The organism is Reyranella sp. GW821-FHT14A01, from assembly GCF_058803965.1.
This window is the reverse complement of the sequence record NZ_JBXAPM010000011.1, coordinates 62,536-83,419: the sequence shown is the minus strand read 5'-3', so window position 1 is coordinate 83,419 and position 20,884 is coordinate 62,536. Positions and strand designations below refer to the sequence as shown.

General features: G+C 64.8%; 16 protein-coding genes and 2 pseudogenes. 10 read left to right on the top strand and 8 right to left on the bottom strand.

The window, feature by feature from the left end:
* Positions 1-1,623, bottom strand: coding sequence for an ABC transporter substrate-binding protein (locus tag AC1ROX_RS20050; RefSeq protein WP_493128358.1), 1,623 nt, complete (start codon positions 1,621-1,623; stop codon positions 1-3).
* 261 nt (positions 1,624-1,884) lie between these two features.
* On the opposite strand from AC1ROX_RS20050, the gene AC1ROX_RS20045 reads away from it, so the two are divergent.
* A complete protein-coding gene (locus AC1ROX_RS20045) occupies positions 1,885-2,331 on the top strand; it encodes a GNAT family N-acetyltransferase (protein ID WP_493128356.1) in 447 nt (148 codons plus the stop codon).
* Between the two features lie 34 nt (positions 2,332-2,365).
* Positions 2,366-3,529, top strand: a complete 1,164-nt coding sequence (locus tag AC1ROX_RS20040; protein ID WP_493128354.1) for an MFS transporter — start codon at positions 2,366-2,368, stop codon at positions 3,527-3,529.
* On the opposite strand, the gene AC1ROX_RS20035 is transcribed toward AC1ROX_RS20040, so the two are convergent.
* Entirely contained in the window at positions 3,526-4,098 is a 573-nt protein-coding gene (locus AC1ROX_RS20035) for a hypothetical protein (protein ID WP_493128352.1), read from the bottom strand. The two genes, AC1ROX_RS20040 and AC1ROX_RS20035, sit on opposite strands and share 4 nt — an antisense overlap.
* Before the next feature lie 80 nt (positions 4,099-4,178).
* Positions 4,179-4,441 (bottom strand): annotated as a pseudogene (locus AC1ROX_RS20030) (GMC oxidoreductase); the annotation flags it as partial.
* Positions 4,442-4,647: 206 nt separating this feature from the next.
* Between AC1ROX_RS20030 and AC1ROX_RS20025 the strand changes: the two are divergent.
* Entirely contained in the window at positions 4,648-7,956 is a 3,309-nt protein-coding gene (locus AC1ROX_RS20025) for an AAA domain-containing protein (RefSeq protein WP_493128350.1), read from the top strand.
* On the opposite strand, the gene AC1ROX_RS20020 is transcribed toward AC1ROX_RS20025, so the two are convergent.
* Positions 7,953-9,581 carry a GMC family oxidoreductase gene (locus AC1ROX_RS20020; protein WP_493128348.1) on the bottom strand — a complete coding sequence of 543 codons (1,629 nt, stop codon included), beginning with the start codon at positions 9,579-9,581 and terminating at the stop codon, positions 7,953-7,955. The two genes, AC1ROX_RS20025 and AC1ROX_RS20020, sit on opposite strands and share 4 nt — an antisense overlap.
* 177 nt (positions 9,582-9,758) lie before the next feature.
* On the opposite strand from AC1ROX_RS20020, the pseudogene AC1ROX_RS20015 reads away from it, so the two are divergent.
* From AC1ROX_RS20015 to AC1ROX_RS19995, 5 genes and pseudogenes are all read left to right on the top strand, one after another.
* A pseudogene (locus tag AC1ROX_RS20015) lies at positions 9,759-10,138 on the top strand (nuclear transport factor 2 family protein).
* A 3-nt stretch (positions 10,139-10,141) separates the two neighbouring features.
* Positions 10,142-10,756, top strand: coding sequence for a DNA-3-methyladenine glycosylase (locus AC1ROX_RS20010; RefSeq protein WP_493128346.1), 615 nt, complete (start codon positions 10,142-10,144; stop codon positions 10,754-10,756).
* Positions 10,757-10,836: 80 nt separating this feature from the next.
* Entirely contained in the window at positions 10,837-12,609 is a 1,773-nt protein-coding gene (locus AC1ROX_RS20005) for a M14 family metallopeptidase (RefSeq protein ID WP_493128344.1), read from the top strand.
* A gap of 31 nt (positions 12,610-12,640) precedes the next feature.
* The gene (locus tag AC1ROX_RS20000; RefSeq protein ID WP_493128342.1) at positions 12,641-13,927 is read left to right on the top strand and encodes an OprD family outer membrane porin; all 1,287 of its coding nucleotides are present in this window, start codon (positions 12,641-12,643) and stop codon (positions 13,925-13,927) included.
* A gap of 60 nt (positions 13,928-13,987) precedes the next feature.
* Positions 13,988-14,461, top strand: coding sequence for a hypothetical protein (locus AC1ROX_RS19995; RefSeq protein WP_493128340.1), 474 nt, complete (start codon positions 13,988-13,990; stop codon positions 14,459-14,461).
* 6 nt (positions 14,462-14,467) lie between these two features.
* Here AC1ROX_RS19995 and AC1ROX_RS19990 read toward each other — a convergent pair whose 3' ends face one another.
* From AC1ROX_RS19990 to AC1ROX_RS19980, 3 genes are all read right to left on the bottom strand, one after another.
* Positions 14,468-15,364 carry an oxygenase MpaB family protein gene (locus AC1ROX_RS19990; RefSeq protein WP_493128338.1) on the bottom strand — a complete coding sequence of 299 codons (897 nt, stop codon included), beginning with the start codon at positions 15,362-15,364 and terminating at the stop codon, positions 14,468-14,470.
* Between the two features lie 20 nt (positions 15,365-15,384).
* Positions 15,385-16,344: an alpha/beta hydrolase gene (locus tag AC1ROX_RS19985; RefSeq protein ID WP_493128337.1), complete on the bottom strand. Its 960-nt coding sequence runs from the start codon at positions 16,342-16,344 to the stop codon at positions 15,385-15,387.
* Positions 16,345-16,425: 81 nt separating this feature from the next.
* Positions 16,426-17,352 (bottom strand): AEC family transporter, encoded by a 927-nt coding sequence (locus AC1ROX_RS19980; protein ID WP_493128335.1) that lies wholly within the window; start codon positions 17,350-17,352, stop codon positions 16,426-16,428.
* 83 nt (positions 17,353-17,435) lie between these two features.
* On the opposite strand from AC1ROX_RS19980, the gene AC1ROX_RS19975 reads away from it, so the two are divergent.
* On the top strand, positions 17,436-18,395 hold the full coding sequence (locus AC1ROX_RS19975; protein ID WP_493128334.1) for a LysR family transcriptional regulator: 960 nt from the start codon (positions 17,436-17,438) through the stop codon (positions 18,393-18,395).
* Here the strand turns inward: AC1ROX_RS19975 and AC1ROX_RS19970 are convergent.
* A complete protein-coding gene (locus AC1ROX_RS19970; RefSeq protein WP_493128332.1) occupies positions 18,316-18,633 on the bottom strand; it encodes an ATP-binding protein in 318 nt (105 codons plus the stop codon). The two genes, AC1ROX_RS19975 and AC1ROX_RS19970, sit on opposite strands and share 80 nt — an antisense overlap.
* A gap of 131 nt (positions 18,634-18,764) precedes the next feature.
* Between AC1ROX_RS19970 and AC1ROX_RS19965 the strand changes: the two genes are divergently transcribed.
* Positions 18,765-20,840, top strand: coding sequence for a DUF4114 domain-containing protein (locus tag AC1ROX_RS19965; protein ID WP_493128330.1), 2,076 nt, complete (start codon positions 18,765-18,767; stop codon positions 20,838-20,840).
* Positions 20,841-20,884: the final 44 nt, after the last annotated feature.

The following is a 20,884-nucleotide window of genomic DNA, read 5'->3' as shown; positions in this document are numbered from 1 at the left end:
CTACGACAGAAAGACGTTGTCGAACGAAGAGTTCGGTCCTGTCGCGGTCTTGATCACGTTGTGCAGTTTCTTGTCATGGATGGTCGGCCACGCCAATTCGAGGAACCAGATCTGCGGAACTTCCTCGCACAGGATCTTCTGCACCGCGCTGAAGGCCTCCTGGCGCACTTTCGGATCGTTGGCATCGCGCGCCGTCGTGAACAGCTCGTCGACCTTCGGATTGGCGTAGCCGCCGGTATTGGTGAAGGTGACCTTCTTGATGTTGGTCGAGACGTAGCTGCGCTCGACGCCCAGCGTCGGATCGCCGAACTGCGACAGGAAGTTGACGCTGGTCTCGTAGTCCCAGTCGCCGACGCGACGCGCCCAGGCGCCGGCATCGACGGTTTCAAGGACGACCTCGATGCCGATCTGGCGCAGCGACGTGCGGAAGTACTCCGAGAAACGCGTCCAGACTTCGCCGTAGGGCAACGGCATGTGCTTGATCGTGAAGCGGATGCCCTTGGCGTCGGGTTTCAGCCCGGCCTCGTCGAGCAGTGCCATCGCAGCCTTCGGATTATAACCCGACAGCTTGGCCGCCGCGGGGTCGTAGAACTTCGTGGTCGAGCAGATCGGTCCCGTCGCCTGCTTGCCGATGCCGAACCACAGCCGGTCACGGATGAAGTTGCGATCGATCGCCATGTTGATCGCCTGGCGCACGCGCACGTCGCCCAGCGGTTTGACCCGATGGTTGATCTCGATCCAGGCGAGCTGCGAGGAATATTCCCAGCCGATGAGCTGGACCTCGAGATTGGGCATCGCCTTGAAGCGCGGCACGTCGAACGGCTCGATGTCGTTGGCCTGGGTGAGCTGGACCTGGCCGGTCTGCAGGGCGAGGGCGCGGCTCTGGCTGTCGGGAATGATGCGGTAGATGATTTCGTCAAGGTACGGCTGGTCCTTCCCCCAGTAGTCGGCGAAGCGCTTCATGCGGATGAAGTTGCCGCGCTGCCATTCGACGAACTGGAACGGACCGGTGCCGATCGGCTTCTGATTCGCCGGATTGGTCCGGTAATCGGTGCCGTCGTAGATGTGCTTGGGGACGATGGCCGAGGCGGTGGCGTCGAACATCAACAGGAACGGCTCGAACGGCCTCTTGAGCGTGAGCACCACCGTGAGAGGGTCCGGCGCCGTTGCGCTCTCGATGTTGGCAAAGATCGGCTTGGCGCGCGGCGAGAGTTCGGTGTGGAACTTCATGATCGAGAAGATCACGTCGTCGGCCGTCATCGGATGGCCGTCGTGGAATTTCACATTTTCCTGGAGCTTGAACGTGTAGGTCTTCTTGTCGTCCGAGAGCGTCCAGCTCTTGGCGAGCTGGGGCAGCGGTTCGAGTTTGAAGGAATACTGCAACAGGCCCTGGTACAGCTTGCTCGCGGCGAGTTGCGTCGGGCCCTGGTTGTTGACGCCGAGGACGAGCACGGGCGGCTCGGGCGTCAGGATCGTGTTCAGCGTGCCGCCTTTTTTTGGCGTCATGGCGGGAGTCTGGGCGCCGGCCGATCGGGAGGTCAGTGCCTGGCTGCTCAATCCCGCTGCCAACGTGCCGGCCACCAGACCCTGCTGGGCAAGCGCCCGCCGCGTCAATTTACGCATTTTCGTCTCCTGTTGAGTGCAGTTGCGCCCGACTTGCGGCGCGATGGCACTGATCAAAGTCCTGACGATTTGCGGAGAACGCAGCAATTCATGTGCCAGCCATGCCGCGCTCCAACTAACGACTCTGCGGCGTGGTGGCCTTGCGTGTGGATTCGAGGCGCTGCCCCGGCGCGTTGCAGAACCGGTCAGGACGCAACTGTCGGCTTTCAAGAAGCGTTTCCCTTAGTCAGTATCGCCGCACCCGCGATGGACGAGAGCGACATGATCCGGCAGGCCGTGCCCAGCGATGAACCCGAGGTGAGGACCTGTGCCGAGCAGGCCTATGCGCGCTACGTGCCGGCGATGGGCCGTAAACCCGCGCCGATGGTTGCCGACTTCGCCGCACAGATCGCCGACGGCCATGTCTATGTCGCGACCGACGACCAGGGCGTCTTCGAGGGTTTCATCGTCTTCTATGCCGAGGACGGGCATGTGATGCTGGAGAATGTCGCCGTGTTGCCCAGCGCCGCCGGACGCGGCGTCGGCAAGAAGCTGATCGCCTTCTGTGAAGACACGGCGCGGCAGCGCGGCTTCGGCGCCGTGCACCTCTATACCAACGAGAAGATGATCGAGAACCTCTCGATCTATCCAAGGCTCGGCTATGTCGAGGTCGGACGGCGTACCGAATCGGGCTTCAACCGCGTCTACTTCGAGAAGTCACTGGCCTGAAGGCAAGCCTTCGTCCGATCGCCGACGACGAACGATGCGCCGCCATCTCCGGGTACTGCTCATCCTCGCGCTGACCCAGATCACCGGCTGGGGCACGATCGGCGTGCTGCCCGTGATCGCGCCACCGGTGGCGGCGTCTTTCGGCAGCGATTTGCCGTCGATCTTCCTCGGCACTTCGGTGATGTTCATGGCCATGGGACTCGCCGCACCGTGGGCCGGCCGTGCCTTCCGCCGCTTCGGCGCGCAGAGCGCGATGGTCGCGGGCGCCGCCGGAATCGGCCTGGGGCAGGGGCTGCTCGCGCTGTCGCCGAACCTGGCGGTCTTCTGGATGGCGTGGGCGTTGGTCGGTGCGGCAGGTGCCTTGTTCCTGACCACCGCGGCCTATGCCTACATCGCCGACCATGCCGAAGAGAGAGCGCGCAGCCTGATCGGCACGCTGATGCTGGTGACGGGTCTCGCGGGCAGCGTCTTCTGGCCCATCACCGCCTTCCTCGAACATCTGGTGGGCTGGCGCGGCGTTGGTGCGGCCTATGCAGCCGTGATGCTCCTCATCGTCTGCCCGCTGGTGCGCTTTGGCCTGCCGGCGATACACGCAGCGACGGACGCGACGCCGGCCGCTGGACACCTGCGCAAGGGACCGGTCTTCCGGCTGATGGTGGCCGCCATCGCGCTCAACAGCTTCGTGACCTTCGGGATCGATGCGTTGGGCATCCAGCTCCTGCAGGCAATGGGCATGGACCTGGCCGGCGCCGTCGCGATCGCGTCGCTCCTCGGGATCTGCAAGGTCGGCGGCCGCATTGTCGATCTGGTGGGCGGCCGGCGCTGGGACGGTCTCTCCACCGGGCTGGTCGCGGGTGCGATGATCCCGCTCGGTCTCGCGCTCCTCTGGCTCGGTGGCGCGGGTGCCTTGTCCGTGGCGGGATATCTCGCGCTGTTCGGGCTGGGCAGCGGTGCCTTTGCCGTGGCACGCGCCACCCTGCCGCTCGTCTTCTTCAAGAAGGCCGACTATGCGGCGGCAATGGCGACCATCGCCCTTCCCATCAACCTGATCAACGCGCTGGCGCCGCCGGTGCTGGCGGGGTTGATGACCGGCATCGGCGCGCAGGCGACCTTCGCTGTCCTCGCTGAGTTGAGCGTGACGGCGCTCGCGATCCTGTCGCTGCTGAACCGGACGAGGTCGGTTCCCCAATCCAACTAGTGGCAAACCGGCCGTTTGACGGTCATGCACAACGAACGACTAATGCGCCCCGTCGTGCCGGGTTTGAGCAGTGACTTGTAGATGCAGAGACAATCCTCGATCTCTGCTGCTGAAAGGCAGCGAAATGCCGGAGGGAAGTCGCTCGTCGGAATGGCGTCACCTTCCAGGTTCAGGGCATGTGCCCCGACTCGCGTCCCGGCATGGAGATAGACGAGGTCAGGCGCAAGTTCGAGGAATGCGCCAATTCGGTGCGAGAAATCGTAGATCGCAAGTTCGCCAATCCCGCGCAATGATCCTATCTCATTTGTAACTAGGTAATGCACTTCGTCGAACGACCTTGCTTTGCCAAGGCTCACCGAAACGCCTTGTAGGCGCTGCTCGGCGGTCTTCAACACATGCCCGGGAATCCGGCGCTGATGTGCATGGCGTTTGCCGTGGGTCGTACGTGATAGTGCTGCCAATCGGATGGCCTCGCTCAAGGAGGGTTGCTCCTTGTAGTAAGTCATCTCGGCGATGGCGGGGGCACGAAAGCGCGCAATGTAGTCACTTGCGATGATCTCAAGGGTCATGGCTCACCGTCCTCGATCTCCGGCATGTCGAAACCTTCGCTAGCAAAGCGCGAGGTTCGCAGAACCTACGGTATCCACGTCTAGGCCGCGCGCGCCACCGCTGCTGCTGCCAGCACCATCGAAGCGCACTTCTCGCCGATCATGATCGTGGGCGCGTTGGTGTTGCCCGAGGTGAGCGTGGGCATGATCGAGGCGTCGGCGACCCGCAGGCCGGTCAGGCCATGGACGCGCAGCTCGGAATCGCCACGGCGCGAGGGTCGTTGCCCATCTTGCAGGTGCCGACCGGGTGATAGGTCGTCTCGGCATTGTTGCGCACCCAATCGAGCAGTTCGGCGTCGCTCTGGAGGTAGATCCAATCGGTTGGCTACTGCTGAAATGACAGTCAGTATAGGCGTCGATGACGTGCAAGACCTCACACCTAACCTGGTGGTCACTCCCTAGGCTCAGCCGGCCATCCTGGTCGTCTCCTTGCTGGCGCCGCGGAAAGTTGTTCCACTCCTCGGCGGCAGGCTTCGTCACCTTCTCCCGTGGAATCGTGTGAGCACAACCGTGGCCGAGGATCTAGAGAGTCGCATTCTGGAACATCTGCGCGATCGCGGGCGGATGAAGGCAAAAGATCTTGCAGACTCGCTGGGTGTCGATCGGACCGCAATCAATCAGCTCCTGCACGGATCGCTGCGGGGCAAAGTGAAACAGGACAAGAAGTACGCTTGGTCGATCAGCTCCGACGAGCTGCCACAGTCGGAGGCTTCCATCCAGCCTGAAACTGGGGGCAACGCCTTGCACTCGCTCTTCGGCTATTACCTCGACTGCCTCGCGCAAGACGACGACAGTGGCGTAAGCGTGTTCGCGGATTCCCGCTACGATCTAGACTACGTCGAATTGCCATCTTGGCCACTGGATGGCCTTTCACCGGAAGGCCACTCGGATTCGCTGCGTAAGCTGGTCGGCCGGCAGCGACGCGACTCTCGTAAGAAAATCTTGTGGCTCGGATACCCAGTAGTGCTGCGGCAAGTACGTGGCCGCGGCGGCTGGGAGGGCAAGATGGTCGAGCCGCTGCTGCTTTGGCCACAGGGCCCCGACGCAAACGAACTTTCCTTTCTGCCCGAACCCATCGTGAATACGAGGGCCGTTCGCAGCACTGGCGCGGCGGAGAATATTCTCGAAGAGGTGGCGCTTCTAGCCGAGGAACTGGGGCTCGACGTTGGCGACCAACCGCCGCTGGACGAATTGGTTGCCCGGTTGCGCGATCTTCGTCCCGAGTGGCCGTGGAAGGAGGCGTTGGTGCCCGCGCCGTTGCGACCGGTAGGAGCCCTTCGCAGTCTTGTGGAGCCAGGAGTTTACAATGCTGCGATAGCCGTTATCGTGGACAGGTCACCGTTCACTGTTGGACTTGAACGGGACCTCTCCGATCTTCAGCGGGTCAGTGACAGCGAGATAGAAAAATCAAGTCTAGGTGTACTGCTTGGCAAGACACCGTCGCGGCTTGTTGACGATGAACTGCTGCTAGAGCCGGCTCCGCTCAACGCAGAGCAACGGAACGCAGTGCGCGATGCCCTCACCGAGCCTCTGACCGTCATCACCGGCCCACCTGGGACCGGCAAGTCCCAAGTCGTATCAGCGATACTCGTCAACGCGGCATGGCGTGGGCAGCGTGTGCTGTTCTCCAGCAAGAACAACAAGGCGGTGGACGTGGTGCTCGATCGGGTCAACGGTCTGGCTCCCAGGCCCACCGTCTTGAGACTTGGAACGCGAGCGCTGCAAGAGGAATTGGCGCAACACCTGAGTGCGATCTTATCCTTTAAGCCGACAGCAGATGATCGGCACGTCTACGATCAGACGCTAGCGCGGCTCAGGCTGCAAGGTGAGGTGTTTAATAGCAAGCTGCGTGCTTACGAGAATTTGGTCGCGCTACGTAATCGCGTTGATGGGCTCGAACGACTCGCCGAAGGCAGCCGCGCGGTCCTAAACGATAAGCAGTTTTCGAGCCCTGCGGATGTACTCGATTCAAACTTGCCACACTATGTACAAGTTCTGGCGGAAGCACTCCATCGAGCGAAGCGCGAAGGGGTGCCGTTGATCGACCGGCTGCTTTGGCCGATGCGAAAAGGCGCGCTGAGGCGCCGGGTGGACGAAGCGGCAATGGCGGTCCGCGAGGTGCTCATCCGCTTTGATCGCTGGCCGGGCGGCGCGGAAGAGCCGGAAAATATTTGGCGATTGGGTGAGGCATTCATTAGGGCGGCGCAAGATGCAGCTAGCTATCGCTCGGCCCTCACTGAGCTGTCGAACGGAAGTGATTCGGGCAAGCTTGCGATCGATATTGCTCGTGAAGTCGAAGGAATTGCCGCCCTGTCCTTAGAGGCTTGGCGATCATGGTCGACGCTTCTACCGGACCGTTTGAACAAGGATGACCGGTCAGCTGTAGGAGAGTATGCGGCACTCTTGCGGCTCATCGCCAAGACAGACGAACAGGGCGGGACAATCGACCGCAAGGTCTGGCGCCGCTTTTACGAGCTTGCTGGTAAGACAAACAAGGCTCTGCCTTGCTGGGCTGTCACGTCTCTTTCAGCGCGCGGCCGAATTCCGCTGACAGCAGGGGCGTTTGATCTCGTGGTTATCGACGAGGCAAGCCAGTGCGATATTGCGTCGGCAATCCCACTTCTCTATCGAGCCAAGCGGGCGGTAATCATCGGAGATCCGCAACAGCTTCGCCACATAACACGTCTGTCACAGCAGCGTGAGCAGGCGTTGATGGTGAAGCATGACATTCTTTCGGCGCCGGGGGCGAACTGGAGCTATCGAGCGAACGCGCTCTACGATCTCGCGGCTGCTAAGGTGTCTTCAGGGTCGATCGTGGCCTTACGCGACCATCATCGTAGCCACGAGTCGATCATTCGGTTTTCCAACGAATTCTTCTATGGCGGTCGCCTGCGTGTGGCGACCGACTACAAGCGGTTGAAACGCCCTGACGGACCAGCGGTGCGGTGGGTGGACGTCAAAGGACGCACCGGGCGCCCTCTTGCTGGCGGCGCATTCAACCACGAAGAGGCGACCGCGGTTGTAGCCGAACTGCGGCGGCTTGCCCTTGATCAGCGCTTTTTAGGCGAGATGGGCGTTGTCACTCCATTCAGGGCGCAAGCTAACTTGATCGAAGAGCTCATAGCGCGAGATGCCGCACTGGCTGCGGTCCTATCGTCTCGCAACTTTATCTGTGAAACCGCGCACCGGTTCCAAGGCGACGAGCGCGACCTTATCCTGTTTTCACCGGTGATTTCCTGCGATGCACCCGACACGGCCTCCGGGTTCTTGAAGAGTCAGGGTAATATCTTCAATGTCGGTATTACGCGCGCTCGCGGCGCGCTGGTCGTTGTAGGCGACGCCGTCGCTTGTCAGGTTAGCGAAGTCGAGTATCTCAGTGCTTTCGCCAAATATGTAGCCGGGCTGAGGCACCCAGCTGAATTGAGCACGACGACAGGATCCCTCTCCCAGGGCACAGACTACCCCACGGTCGCGCAGCCGAATCTTGTTTCCGACTGGGAAAAGGTACTCTGGACGGCCCTGGTGAAAGCCGGTTTGCGGCCTGTGCCTCAATACGATGTCGATTCCTACATTCTCGACTTTGCTCTGATTCGGCCAAATGGACGCCGGCTCAATATCGAGGTCGACGGCGAGCACTATCACCGGGACTGGGACGGTGAACTCATACGGCGCGATCAGCTTCGAAACTTGCGCATGATTGAGATGGGCTGGGATGTCATGCGCTTCTGGGTCTATCAGGTTCGCGATGATCTGCCAGCATGTGTAAGCAAGGTGGCCGCGTGGGCGGAGAATGCGGATCGGCGGCCGGCCGTAATCTAGGCGGCGCGCGCCACGTCAGCTGCTGCCAGCACCATCGCGGCGCACTTCTCGCCGATCATGATGGTGGGGGCGTTGGTATTGCCCGAGGTGAGCGTCGGCATGATCGAAGCATCGGCGATCCGAAGGCCGGTCAGGCCGTGGATGCGCAGCTCGGGATCGACCACGGCGCGCGGGTCGTTGCCCATCTTGCAGGTGCCGACCGGGTGATAGGTCGTCTCGGCGTTGTTGCGCACCCATTCGAGCAGCTCGGCGTCGCTCTGGAGATGGGCGCCGGGCGCGATCTCCTTGCCGGCGACTTCCCTGAGGGGCGAGGTCGCCATCAGCTCGCGGCCCTTGCGCAGCACGTTCACGATGCCGGTGCGGTCGTGCTCGGTCGACAGGAAGTTGAAGCGGATCGCCGGCGGCTCGTTTGGATCGGCAGACTTGATATGGACCGAGCCCGCGCTCTCGGAGCGCAGCACGTTCACGTTCATGGTGATGCCCTTCTGGGCCGAGACACGCCGCTCCTTGCCGACCATCTCGTAGAGGAAGGGCGCGATCGAGATGGTGGCGTCGGGCGAGTCGAGGCCGACGCGCGTGCGGAAGTAGAGCCGGATCGGCACCGAGGTCGAGGCCAGGAACCCCTCGCGGAACATCGCGTATTTCAGCGCCTCGCGGGCCAGTCGCCAGCCGCGCGCATTGTCGTTGAAGGTGAGATTCTTGCCGGTGATCTCGAACTTCATGCGCGGCGAATAGTGGTCGCGCAGGTTCTCGCCGACGCCTTGCAGCTCGTGCACCGGCGCGATGCCGAGCGACCGCAGCCGGTCGCCCTGACCGATGCCGGAGAGTTCGAGCAGCTTCGGCGAATTGATCGAGCCGCCGGAGACGATGACCTCGCGCGTGGCCCGCGCCTCGCGCGTCTCGCCATTGACTGAGTAACGCACCCCGACGCAACGCTTGCCTTCGAGGATGAGAGACTCGGCAATCGCGCCTTGGTCGATCTGCAAGTTCGGGCGTGAGCGCGCCGGATCGAGATAGCAGAAGGCGGTGCTCTGGCGGCGGCCCTTGGTGATCGTCACCTGGGACATGCCGATGCCTTCCTGCGAGGCGCCGTTCTGGTCGGGATTGTAGGGCAGGCCCATCTTCTCGGCCGCCTCGATCATCTTCTCCAGCAGCGGGACCTTGTTGCGCGGCGTATGGGTGACGGGGAGGATGCCGTCGCGGCCGCGGAACTCGTCGGAGCCGCCCTCGAAGCGTTCCATGCGCTTGAAGATCGGCAGTACGTCCTGGTAGCTCCAGCCGCGATTGCCGAGCTGTGCCCAGTGATCGTAGTCCTGCGCCTGGCCGCGGATATAGACCATGCCGTTGATCGAGCTGGAGCCGCCCAGCATGCGGCCGCGCGGCACGGCGATGCGGCGTCCACCCGAGCCTTCGTCGGGCTCCGACGAGTAGCACCAGTTGACGGCCGGATCGTCGATCATCTTGGCGACGCCGACCGGCACCTTCGACCAGAAGAAGTTCGAGCCCTGGGTGCCCGCCTCGAGCAGGAGGACGCGATGGGTGCCGCTCTCGCTCAGCCGGCTGGCGACGACCGCGCCCGCGGACCCGGCACCGACGACGATGTAGTCATAGGTCGCGCCTTGCATTTTGTGTTCTCCCTTGGCGAAGGGGAGCAGCCCTCACGCGCGCTGGCAAGCCTCGGCGCGCACGAACCGCCTCCCGGTTTCGCCAACGGGAATGCCGAAGCGACTTCTCATGTATCATTGACGCCGGACAAGAGTGGCACGCCGACAGGCTTTTCGTGTGAAGCAGGGAGCGACGGAATGCAGGACGAGGATATGCGCGCCGCGTTGCTGCGGCATTGGGAGGCCTCCGACGCCGACGATTTCGTGGCGGAGCATGAAATCACAGCGAGCACGCGGTGCTCGAATATCCTCAGTCGGGCGAGCGGATGCGCGGGGTGCACAGAATCCAGGCGTCGCGGATGGCTCAGCCGAGCCGCAAGCGGTTCAGCGTGCGGCGTATACTCGGCGGTGGCACGCTTTGGGTCAGCGAACTCATTCTTACCTACGACGAGGAACCGTTCCACGTGGTGAGCATCATGGAGTTCGAGGACGGCAAGGTGGTTCGCGAGACGCAATATTTCGGCGAGCCGTTCGAGCCCGGCCCCTCGCGCGCCCAATGGGTCGAGCGGATGGTCTAGTCCGTGCCGAGGGCGCCGGACCACGGCTATCGCGTGCTCAATCGGTCGGAGCTGCCCGTCGATACCGTCGAGCTTGCCCGATACCTGATCGGTAAGCTCCTGGTGCGGTCGACGCCTGCAGGTATCCTCAGCGGACGTATCGTCGAGACGGAGGCCTATCCCGTCGGGGACGCCGCAGGTCATACCTATCGCGGTGAGACGGCTCGCACTCATGCACTCTTCCTGCGACCCGGCCATGCCTATGTGTACCTGGCCTATGGCGTGTCCTACATGCTCAACGTCTCGAGCGAGCCCGCCGGTGTGGGGGCCGGAGTCCTGATCCGGGCGGTGGCGCCGCTCGAGGGCATTGCAGCGATGCAGCGAAACCGGGGAGTCGAGAGCCTGCGCGATCTGGCCCGGGGCCCGGGACGTCTTTCCGCCGCCTTTGACATCGATCGGCGCCTCGACGGTATCGACCTGTGTCGCAAAGGGCCTCTATGGCTTGCACGGGACCTTGGCGACGGTACCGAAATCGGAACAAGCACACGGATCGGCCTCTCGAAGGAGGCCGATCGTCTTCTGCGCTTTTATGCCCGAGGCGATCGATTTGTCAGCGGTTCGAAAGCGCTGAACCGTTGAGCGGGAGGTCGGCCCTCACGCGCCCGGAAGGGGCTCAGTAAAGATTTACCGGACCTAAGCGTGAAGTAATTTCAAGAGGCGTGGGTCCGATTGGGCTTATTGTAAAGGCACTGCGGGGCAAACAGAAAGATCGGTCGAGGATGGATAAGGGTGTGATTTTTCAACGGACCATCTCCCGGACCCTGGACACGCTCGTCCAGCAGGCCGGCGGCACTTTCCGGGCCTGGCTGTTCGAGGATCGCGAATCGCGCCACGAGGCGGAGAGCCAATTGGCGGCGCGGGGAATCGGCGCGCGGATCCGCAGCGCCTACAAGCCCCTTCTGCATTTCTTCCTCGAGGAGGTCGAGCTGTCGGGCCTCTCTGGCGTCAGGATCGAGACGCCGAACCATGTACTCGCGGCACCGCAGCGCTTCCGACTGGAAGCCTATCCGCTGGCAGGCCTGCTGCGCGAAGTGCCGATCGTTTTTGCCGAGGGAAGCAAACCACTGCATTACGTCGTGACGCTGCAATACGGTTCGAGGACCGTGGTCCACGAGATCTTTGCGCCCAACCGCGAGCGGCGCACGCCTTTCGGCGATCCCGCGCTGGCGCCGTGCGGCTGGGTCGGCGATGCCGAAACGGGTCATCCCGTGGAAACCGAGTACGAGCTGGCATTCCTTGAGATCATGAAGGCGGTAAAGGACCATGCGTGGCCTCCGCCGCCGCATTTCGACGTGCTGCGGATGAGTGTCCGCACCGGCGGCATCGAGCAGCCACTCCCCTATGGCGACGAGTGCATCAGCACGCGCGAAGCCCTGCATGAAGACCTGTATTTCTCGGCCCTGGAGTATTTCCAGTTCCTCAACGGCCGGGTCGCCGGCGACCGCACCCTGCAGCCGGGGCAGATCGTGCCGGACATAAGGCGCGGGACGGGCCCCACTGAGCTGCTCCTGGAAATCCGGTCGGCGATCGAGCCGCCCTTTGCCATCGATGAATCGCCGCGGGAGCTGGAGGACGCGCAAAGCCCGTTGACGCCGGAGCGTATTGCCGAAGAGGTCGATCGCCTTGGCGGTGTCCGGTTCGACGGCGCCTCGAAGCGGGGCGCCCCGGTACTTGCCACCCTCGTCGACGGCAAGGATCTCGGCCTGGTGCTTTCTGCGGGCCAGCATGCGAACGAAACGTCCGGCGTTGTCGGCGTCCTGCGGGCGGCGGCGTCCCTCAAGGCGCGCGGCGTGAAGTTCGCCTTGTTCCCGCAGGAGAACCCGGACGGCTATGCGCTGCATCGCGCGCTGCGGCTGCACAATCCGCGGCACATGCATCATGCCGCGCGCTACTCAGCGCTGGGAGATGATATCGCCTATCGCGACAGCGAGCCGTTGCACGAGCTTGCCGTGAGGCAGGAGGCCTACCGCCGCGGCAACGTCCGCCTGCACGTCAATCTTCATGGCTACCCGGCACACGAATGGACGCGTCCCCATACGGGCTACGTTCCGCGCGACTCGCTCCTGTGGATGGTGCCGCGCGGCTTTTTCCTGATCATGCGTTATCATGCTGCTTTCCAGGAGGCCGCCGAGCGGTTCGTGCACGAGCTGGCGGGACGGGTGAGCGAGACGCCGGGCCTCCGCGAGTTCAACGAATCGCATCTGAAGACCTTCGAGGCGCATGTCGGCAACCTGCCCTTCAAGGTCCACCGCGGCGTTCCGTACGTTTCGTCGATGACCGATCAGTATGCGCCGCCTTTCACCATCGTCGGCGAATATCCCGACGAGACAATCTATGGCGATGCCTTCCAGCTCGCGCACACGGTGGGGATGAGGACCGTGCTCGAAGCGACCTGGATGCTGGAAGAAGGGTTGTTGAACGGGGACAAGTAGGCTTCTCTGCGCCGCAGGGGAGAGGAATGACGTGAAGGCATCCAGGATTCTGTCGGCCGCGATCCTGTCGACGATGGTTGCCGCACCGACCGTCGCGCAGGACATGGGATCGGCGCTGAAGCGTGGCCTCTATGACGACGCCACGATCACGGTCCATGTCCGCAGCTATTTTCTCGATCGTCTCAACCCGGCGCCGCCGAACAACATGGGTTGGGCGGGGGGTGGCTGGATCGGCTACGAGACGGGATGGTTCTACGATGCCGTCCGCTTCGGCGTCGTGGGCTACACCTCCCAACCGCTCGCAGCACCCACGGATACGGAGGGCACGCTCCTGCTGCGGCCCGGCCAGCTCGGCTACACGGTGCTGGGACAGGCCTGGGGCCAGCTGAGACTCTGGGGACAGGAGTTCACCGCCTTTCGCCAACTCATCAACCAGCCGGAGGTCAATCCGCAGGACAACCGGATGACGCCCAATACATTCGAGGCCTATACGCTGGCCGGCCGGCTGGGCGACTTCAGCTACTTCGCGGGCTACGTGGCGAACGAGAAGCCGCGCAACAGCGTGGAGTTCATCGACATGGCGAAGGTGGCGGGAGCCCCCGCCGGCGTGAGCGAGGGGATGGGCCTTCTCGGCCTCACCTTTGCGCCGGACGACAGCTTCAAGGCGCGCCTGTCGGGCTATCACGTCCCCAACGTCTTGAGTTCGGCATATGCCGACTTCTCCAAGATGGTCTCGCTGACCGACGACATCGACCTGCGCATCAGCGGCCAGGTCATGGTCCAGGGCAGCAATGGGATCCACGCGCTGACCGGTCGCGCCTTCAGCACCTGGTCGGGAGGCCTCGATCTGGACTTTACCTGGGGCCCGGTGACCCTGTCGGCGACCTACACGCAGACCGGCAGCGCCGCCGCCTATCGTTCGCCGTACGGGACCTGGGCCGGCTACACCAGCATGATCGTCAAGGACTTCAACCGTGCGAACGAGGGCGCCGCCCTGATCGGCATGAAGCTCGACCTGGCCGTGGTGAAGTTGCCGGGCTTCGCGCTCACCTCCAACGTCGTGTTCGGCAACGGCGCCATGGATGCGCTGACGCGGCGGGCGCTGTCGACCAACAACGAATACGATTTCACGCTCGACTATCTCGTCGCCAACAGCGTGCTCGACTGGCCCGACTGGATGCGGCCTCTCTGGCTGCGCGGCCGTATCGGTCTGCTGGACCAGTATCAGGACGGCGCCCTGACGACGATCCGGGACTATCGTGTCATCCTGAATTACGAGTGGAAGTTCGGCGCCAACGGCAACGCCAAGAAACGGTGAAGGGGGCTTGGGGATCGGATGCAGGAGCATGACCGCCGAAGGATCGGACACCGTACAGGATTGGCGCTGATCGGATGCACCCTGGGTTTCGTTGCCGCCTGCACGACGACGGGCGCGAGTCCGGGCCCGGGCTCGGGAAGGGGCGGCAGCCAGACGGCGCGTGAAGTGAGTGCCGCGGTCGGCCGTGCCGACGAGGGCGTGACCGCCGGCCCGACCGGTGGGGCGCCGGTCGGCACCCGCCAGTATCGGGGCCTCGACGACCAGGAACGCCGCCGCCTTCTCGAGGCGGCCCGGCTGGCCTTCGTCGCCACGACCGACCAGATGTTCGCCTTTACCGTGGTGCCCGAGAACATCGATGCCGAGCCGACCGGTGTCAGCGCGGCGGCAGCCGGCGCGCCAGAAGTGCGGGCCGACGGCAGCACCTGCCGGCCGCTCAAGCTCTCCGTGACCAAGAACGGCCACACCACGATCGGCGCCCTGACCTTCTGCCGCCCGTCCGGCGGCGGTGACATCAAGCCCGCGACGACGATTTAGGGCCGGTCACGTCCGGTAAAGCGTGTCGTCGGGGAGGCCGAGGCGGCGGCAGGACTGAACCGCGGGGCTCGAGCGCAGCAGGATGCGGTCCGACAGCGAACCGGCCTTGCGCACCAGCGCCCTCTGCCATGGCGACAGGCCGTATCCGGGGCCGAGGCCCAGCCGTTCGCGCACCCAATCCGGCACCATCTCGACGGCGGCGTGCACGAGCAGGCGCTGTAGCGGCCGCAGCGGGGGCGGGAACACGGGTGCTGTGCGGATGATGTCGAGAAATTCGAAGACGATCGGCGAGGATTCGAGCCGGGAACGTTTCCGCTCGAACAGGGCGAGCTGTTCGGCCTTACTGGCCGGTGCATCGAGCGCGCCGTAGAGACGGGCGGCCGGCGCGCCCTCGGCGTGGTAGCGGTCGAGCTCTTCCGGGCTCAGCTTGCGAACGTAGCGATGATAAGCCTCGGAGAAGCCGAAGGCCGCGGTCGCCTGTACCCAGGTGAGAAGATTCACGTCGTTGGCGCGATAGGCTTCGCCTGCAGGCGTATGGCCTTCGACTCTTTGATGCATCCGCACGACACCCGCGATCATCGCCTCGGCCTGGCTCTTCGCGCCATAGACCGTAACCATGGCCGCGAGGCCGGTGCGCTGCAGGCGTCGCCTCGGATCGGTACGGAAGGATGAATGCTCCCACACACCGGTACGCACGGCGGGGTCGGCCAGTTCGAGAATCACGGCCGCCACGCCGCCGATGAACAGCGCGACGGGATTCTTGAAGACGCGCCACGACACCGAACTCGCGGGCACCAGCGCCTTTTCGCCGGCCGGCTGCGTGAAGTCGACGGAAGGACCGCCGGCCGGCCGCACCAGCTCGCGCGCAAGGGAGTCGAGATAGGGCAGGTCCAGGACTCGCATGGACCCGATATGGGGACGCGTTACCGCTCCAGGAATGCCTGGACGGTGTCGAACAGTCGCATCCGGCCCGTCTCCATCATCATGGAGTGCGTGCCGCCGCCCAGGAGGGCGAGATCGCTCCTGCAATCGGCGGGAAGCAGCGGATAGAGCTCCTTCGCCATATAGGGCGGCGTGTCGACATCGCGGTCACCGACCACGAGGAGCGTGGGGGCCGCGATCTTCGCAGGATCGTAGTAGGGGATGCCGGCGCTCCAGTATTCGAGCCCATCCAGGATCACGCCGTTGGGCGCCCGCACGACCGGCGGGTTCATCGCCAGCCCCTCGGGATCGCCCGCGAACAGCACGTCGGCGAAGTGTTCGAACCAGCCCGGCGGAATGAAGGCCTCGCGCTCGCCCTCCGCGAGGCCGGTGGTCCAGCGCGCCAGGCATTGCTCGCGCGTCACGCCGCGCCAGGCGCCGAGCGGGTCGGGACCCGCCTGCACAAGGCTCGGCGTACGCCGGATCCAGACCGGCGCGAACAGCACGACCTTCTCCACGAGATCGGGATTGTCGGCCGAGAAACGCCCGACTAGGGCCGTTCCCCAGGAATGGCCCATCATCGTGAGGCGCGGCAGGCCGCGCTTTTCACGGATGAACGCACCGGCTGCCCCGATGTCGCGCTGGGCGACATCGCCGCGCGCGATCGGGCCGTTCTCCTGCGACGGCCTCGACATCTCCGGTGGGCGCGAGGAATGGCCGTGGCCGCGCAGATCGAGGCACCAGACATCGAAACCATGCTCGGCGATGAAGCTCATCCACGACAGGCCGTCGAGTTCGAGATCGAAGGTCGCGCTCGACGGATAGGTCGCGCCGTGGATGAAGAGCAGTGTCCGCTCTGGTCCTTGAGGGCCCAGGTCCGCACGTCTGCGATTGCGCAGATAAAGCGTGATGCCGGGATCACCGCCGGGAAGGCGGTGATGTTCAGTCAGGATCTCGGCCATCGCTATCACTCACGCTTGTTCGATCGGCGCGGAGTGTGGCGTCTTTCAGGACGGGCCGCCACGGGTTCGTCCGTCAAGGCGTCAGGCGGTGATCGCTCCGATGCCGGCGGCTGCGATTGGCAAGGCGACGAGGGCAAAGAGAGTCTGCGTCGCCGTGATACCGGCCATCAGCGGTGCATCGCCGCCGAGCTGGCGCGCCATGATGTAGGCGGAGGAAGCCGTGGGCAGGGCCTGAAAGAGAAGCGCGGTGACGAGCGCCGGGCCCGTCAGGCCCATGAGCGAGGCCACCACGACGGTCACCACCGGCATGGCCAGGAACTTGATCGCCGAGGAGGCGGCGACCGGCGCGATCCAGCGGCGCACCGATCCGAACTCCAGCGCCGCGCCGACGCAGAGCAGGCCGAGCGGCAGCGACGCCGTGCCCAGCGCCCGCAAGGCCGGCTCGACGCCCGCCGGAACGCTGAGGCCGAGAAGCTGGAAGGCGATGCCGGCGAAGGAGCCGAGCACGAGCGGGTTCGTGGCGAGCTGTTTGGCGATGCCACGGCCGGTCAGCCGGGTGGAGCCGTGGCGCGCGAAGACCAGCACGCAAAGGATGTTGACCGTGGGCACGATCGCGGCGTTGCAGATGGCGGCGAGCGCAATGCCCTTTGCACCGAACAGGCCGGCGGCCAAGGTCACGCCGACATAGTTGTTGAAGCGGATGCCGCCCTGGAAGATCGAAGTGAAGGACGGCCCGTCGACCCTCAGCACCGGCCGCAGCATGACGACCAACGCGGCCACGGTGAGCGTCGAGAGGACCAACGTCGCGGCGAGTTCGCGCGCCGGCAGTGAATCGAGTCGGGCCGTGGCGAGGCTGTGGAAGAACAGGCACGGCACCAGCACGTAGTAGCTGAGGCGTTCCGCTTGCGGCCAGAACCCGTCGGTGAGGAAGCCACGGTGCTTCAGGACCATGCCGAGCGCGATGAGCAGGACGATGGGGAGGAGGGCGAGGATCACGTCGGCGGTCATGCGCGGATATGTACGCCGCCCTCAGTCACAAGAGAAAATTCTTAATATTCAACTGATCGATGATATTTTATCATCGATATCGCATGTCGCTTCGCGCCCTCCGGACCCTGCAGGCCATTGCGCGCCACGGCTCCTTCGCCGCCGCCGGCAAGGCGGTCGGCCTGACCCAGTCGGCCGTCAGCCTGCAGGTGAAGGCGCTGGAGGACGAGTTCGGCGCGCCGCTGTTCGACCGCTCGCGCCGCCTGCCGGTGCTGACGGAGGCCGGCCGGATCGTCGTCGCGCGGTCTGCCGAGGTGCTGGCACTCTACGACGACATTGCCAGCGCGCTGGGCGACGAACGATCGCTCACCGGCCGTCTCAGGGTCGGCGCCGTGCAGACGGCGCTGGCCGGCGTCCTGCCCGATGCGCTGGTCGCCCTCAACCGCGCCCATCCGCGCGCGCGCGTCTCCGTCTCGGTCGGCCTGTCGGCGGAAATGGCCGAGAAAGTCGCGGCCGGCGAACTCGACGCGGCGCTGACCACCGAGCCGGTGCGGCCCTATCCCGCGGGCCTGGCCTGGACGCCGCTCTACCAGGACCGCTTCTGGCTGTTCGCGCCGCCGGGCCAGGAGCGGCGCAGCACCCGCGACCTGCTGGCCGAGCTGCCGTTCATCCGTTTCGACAGCAAGGCCTGGGCGGGCCGCGTGATCGACCGCGAGCTGCGGCGCATGCGGGTCGAGGTCCACGAGGAGATGGTGCTCGACAGCCAGGACGTCATCCTGCGCATGGTCGAGAAGGGGCTGGGCGTCGCCGTGCTGGCCGTGTCGGAGGAAGTCTTTGCCGGCCTGCCGCTGACCTGCCTGCCGTTCGGCGAGCCCCAGCTCATCCGCAACATCGTCCTGCTGGAGCGGCAGGATCGTCGCGGCGGCCGCCTCGCCGCGGCGCTGGCCGACGCCGTGAAGAGTGCGAAGGAAGAGGTCCGGACCGTTACACTTCGAGGTCGGGCAGCCGCTGCGGCAGCTGCAGGACCAGGCGGGCGCCGCACTCAAGCGGCTCGATCGTCATGACGGCCTGCAGCCGCACGGCGCGGCGATGCATGTTGGCGAGACCGCGTCCGCGGCTGTCGACGGCGAACGGCCGGCCGTCATTGTCGACCGTGATGGCGGCCCGACCATCCGCAGCCGCGCCGCCGCGCACGGCGATGCGCCGCGCCGGCCCGTGTTTCAGGGCATTGGTGATGGCTTCCTGGAGGATGCGCAGGACGACCAGCGCATTGCCGGGCGTGACACCGGAAACCTCCAGCACGCTAGGGGCAACTCCTTCTCGCCGATATCGAGCGAGTAGATCACCAGCCGCAGGTCGTTCAGGGCGTCGCGCGCAGCCTGCTCGATCGGCGGCGTCTCGCTCCGTTCCGACAGGGCGATGATCGAGACGAGATGGCCGCTGATGCCGTCGTGCAGGTCGCGGGTCAGGCGTCCCCGTTCCTGCTTGCGCACCAGGCGCGCCGCTTCGATCTTTTCCAGCCGCGACAGCGCCGCGGCCTCGGCCTCACGCTCGGCCAGGCGGGCATTGAGGACCTCGTTGGAGCGGTCGAGCCGTGCCTCTGGCGATGGGGATCAGCGCTCGGCGGACGTCGGCGTCGTGGCCGCCGTCAATCCCAACAGCGACATCGGCCTCTATGTCGGCTCGCGCTACAACGGCAATGCCAACTCCTCGACCTTCACGGCCAGGCCTACTGGCAGCTCTATATCGACGCCGCCCTGCGCAACCAGACGCTGTTCTCCGGGCTCGGCGACGGCGGATCGGGCAACGGGATCGGCAACGGCCTCGCCAACGTCCAGGACAACCTCACCAGCCCCTATGCGGTGACGGTCGGCGGCACCTCGCTCTCGACCCTGGCAGCCGCGGTGGCCGATCCGACGCTGGCCAGTTCCGTCGTCGGTCCGGCGGCGAACGCCAATCTCGCCGTCATCTGGCAGCTGGTCGCCGGCGGACTGACCAACGCGGGCGCGATGCAGAGCTTCGTCGAGACCGTGTGGAACACCTACGAGGTCACCGGCAACACGATCGGAACATCCAGTGACTTCCCGGGCGGCTACCTGCAGGACAACGCAACGTCCGGCGGCGTCGATACGACCCAGCCGGCGCCTTGGTACCAAGCCGCCTTCGGCCTGACCCAACCGGGCCGCGGCGTGCCGGACGTTTCCGCCAACGCCGGCGGCAACCTCCAGTACCTCGTCCCGAACGGCAACCTGACGGGAAACACCGGTCAGGTCGGCACCGGTTCGTCTGCCATGTTGTGGGCGTCGCTTGCGATCCAGCTCAATGCGATCTTCGCCGACCAGGACCTGCCGCAGCTCGGCTACATGAACGACCTGCTCTACACTGCTGCGGCGATCGCGCCGGCCGCGTTCAACGACATCACGATGGGCGGCAACTTCTCGTCTTTCGCGATGGGCGGCCCCTACAGCACGCTGAACGAGGACGGCACCGGATACGTCGACGTGACGCCGACCGGCAACGGCTACTATGCCGGCCCGGGCTACGACCTGGTGACCGGCCTTGGCAGCCCCAACGCGCTGTTGCTGGCGCGGGCGCTCACCACCATCGCCCATTCGCAGATATCGTATTCGACCAGCCCCGACATGCTGGATGCCGACGGCAGCGGCTGGGACAGCGGCACCGACCAGAGCCTGCTGTTCCAGACGATGTCGGGCGCCAATGCCAACATCTCACTCGACCTCGGCTCGGACACCGTGTCCTTCACCAGCGGTGCCAGCGCCGCCTACGCCTGGACGAACCAGCTGGCGCAGCAGTCGATGCAGGCCGACTTCGATCCCAACCTCGTGCGTCTGTTCGACAAGTTCGGCCAAGGTGCGCTGACGCAGGCCTTCGTGTCGACTGGCGAGAGCCTCGGCGTCTCGATCAACGGCATCTCCGCCGATGCCATCCAGGGGGCGCTCAGCAGCCCGTACGGTTTCGCCGACTTCGTCACCGACAGCGGCGTCGTCCGCGTCGCCCGGGCGGTCGCGGTGGCCGAGACCGTGAATGCCCTGGACGACCAGACGGCGATCGTGCGGGTCCGCCAGAACGGCCAGGACAGCCTGGCGGTCAGCTTCTATCGCGTCGACGATCTGTCGGGCTCGATCAACGGCCTGCAGGCCGGCGACGCCGGCTACGCGCAGGCCGCCCAGGCGCGCGCCTACCAGCTGGCGAGCGGCGGTACCGTGCTCAACGGGCCGGGCTACGGCAATTTCACCCAGGCCACGCTGACCGACGTGGACTCCGGCGACTTGATTGCCATGAAGCTGGTCAACAGCAGCAGCGGCAATACCTACTGGGCCTTCTCCTCGGGCAACGAGGCGGTCAACGGCCAGTCGGTCGGCCATCTCTGGAACTACGGGCTGAACACCTGGGGTTGGGAAGACACCCAGAACGGCGGCGATCGCGACTTCAACGACCTGATCGTGCAGTACGATTTCAACAGCACCTACGGCACCCTGCTGCCGTAACCCAGGCAAAAAGCGCGCCCGTCACGGTTTTGCCGCCGACGGAC

Excerpts from the sequence above, each read along its gene's own strand:
- AC1ROX_RS19990 (WP_493128338.1), bottom strand. The coding sequence starts at position 15,364 with ATGCGAGTCCTGGACCTGCCCTATCTCGACTCCCTTGCGCGCGAGCTG.
- AC1ROX_RS20020 (WP_493128348.1), bottom strand. The coding sequence starts at position 9,581 with ATGCAAGGCGCGACCTATGACTACATCGTCGTCGGTGCCGGGTCCGCG.
- AC1ROX_RS20050 (WP_493128358.1), bottom strand. The coding sequence starts at position 1,623 with ATGCGTAAATTGACGCGGCGGGCGCTTGCCCAGCAGGGTCTGGTGGCC.
- AC1ROX_RS20040 (WP_493128354.1), top strand. The coding sequence starts at position 2,366 with ATGCGCCGCCATCTCCGGGTACTGCTCATCCTCGCGCTGACCCAGATC.
- AC1ROX_RS20045 (WP_493128356.1), top strand. The coding sequence starts at position 1,885 with ATGATCCGGCAGGCCGTGCCCAGCGATGAACCCGAGGTGAGGACCTGT.
- AC1ROX_RS19980 (WP_493128335.1), bottom strand. The coding sequence starts at position 17,352 with ATGACCGCCGACGTGATCCTCGCCCTCCTCCCCATCGTCCTGCTCATC.
- AC1ROX_RS19985 (WP_493128337.1), bottom strand. The coding sequence starts at position 16,344 with ATGGCCGAGATCCTGACTGAACATCACCGCCTTCCCGGCGGTGATCCC.
- AC1ROX_RS19965 (WP_493128330.1), top strand. The coding sequence starts at position 18,765 with ATGGCCGCTGATGCCGTCGTGCAGGTCGCGGGTCAGGCGTCCCCGTTC.
- AC1ROX_RS20035 (WP_493128352.1), bottom strand. The coding sequence starts at position 4,098 with ATGACCCTTGAGATCATCGCAAGTGACTACATTGCGCGCTTTCGTGCC.
- AC1ROX_RS19975 (WP_493128334.1), top strand. The coding sequence starts at position 17,436 with ATGTCGCTTCGCGCCCTCCGGACCCTGCAGGCCATTGCGCGCCACGGC.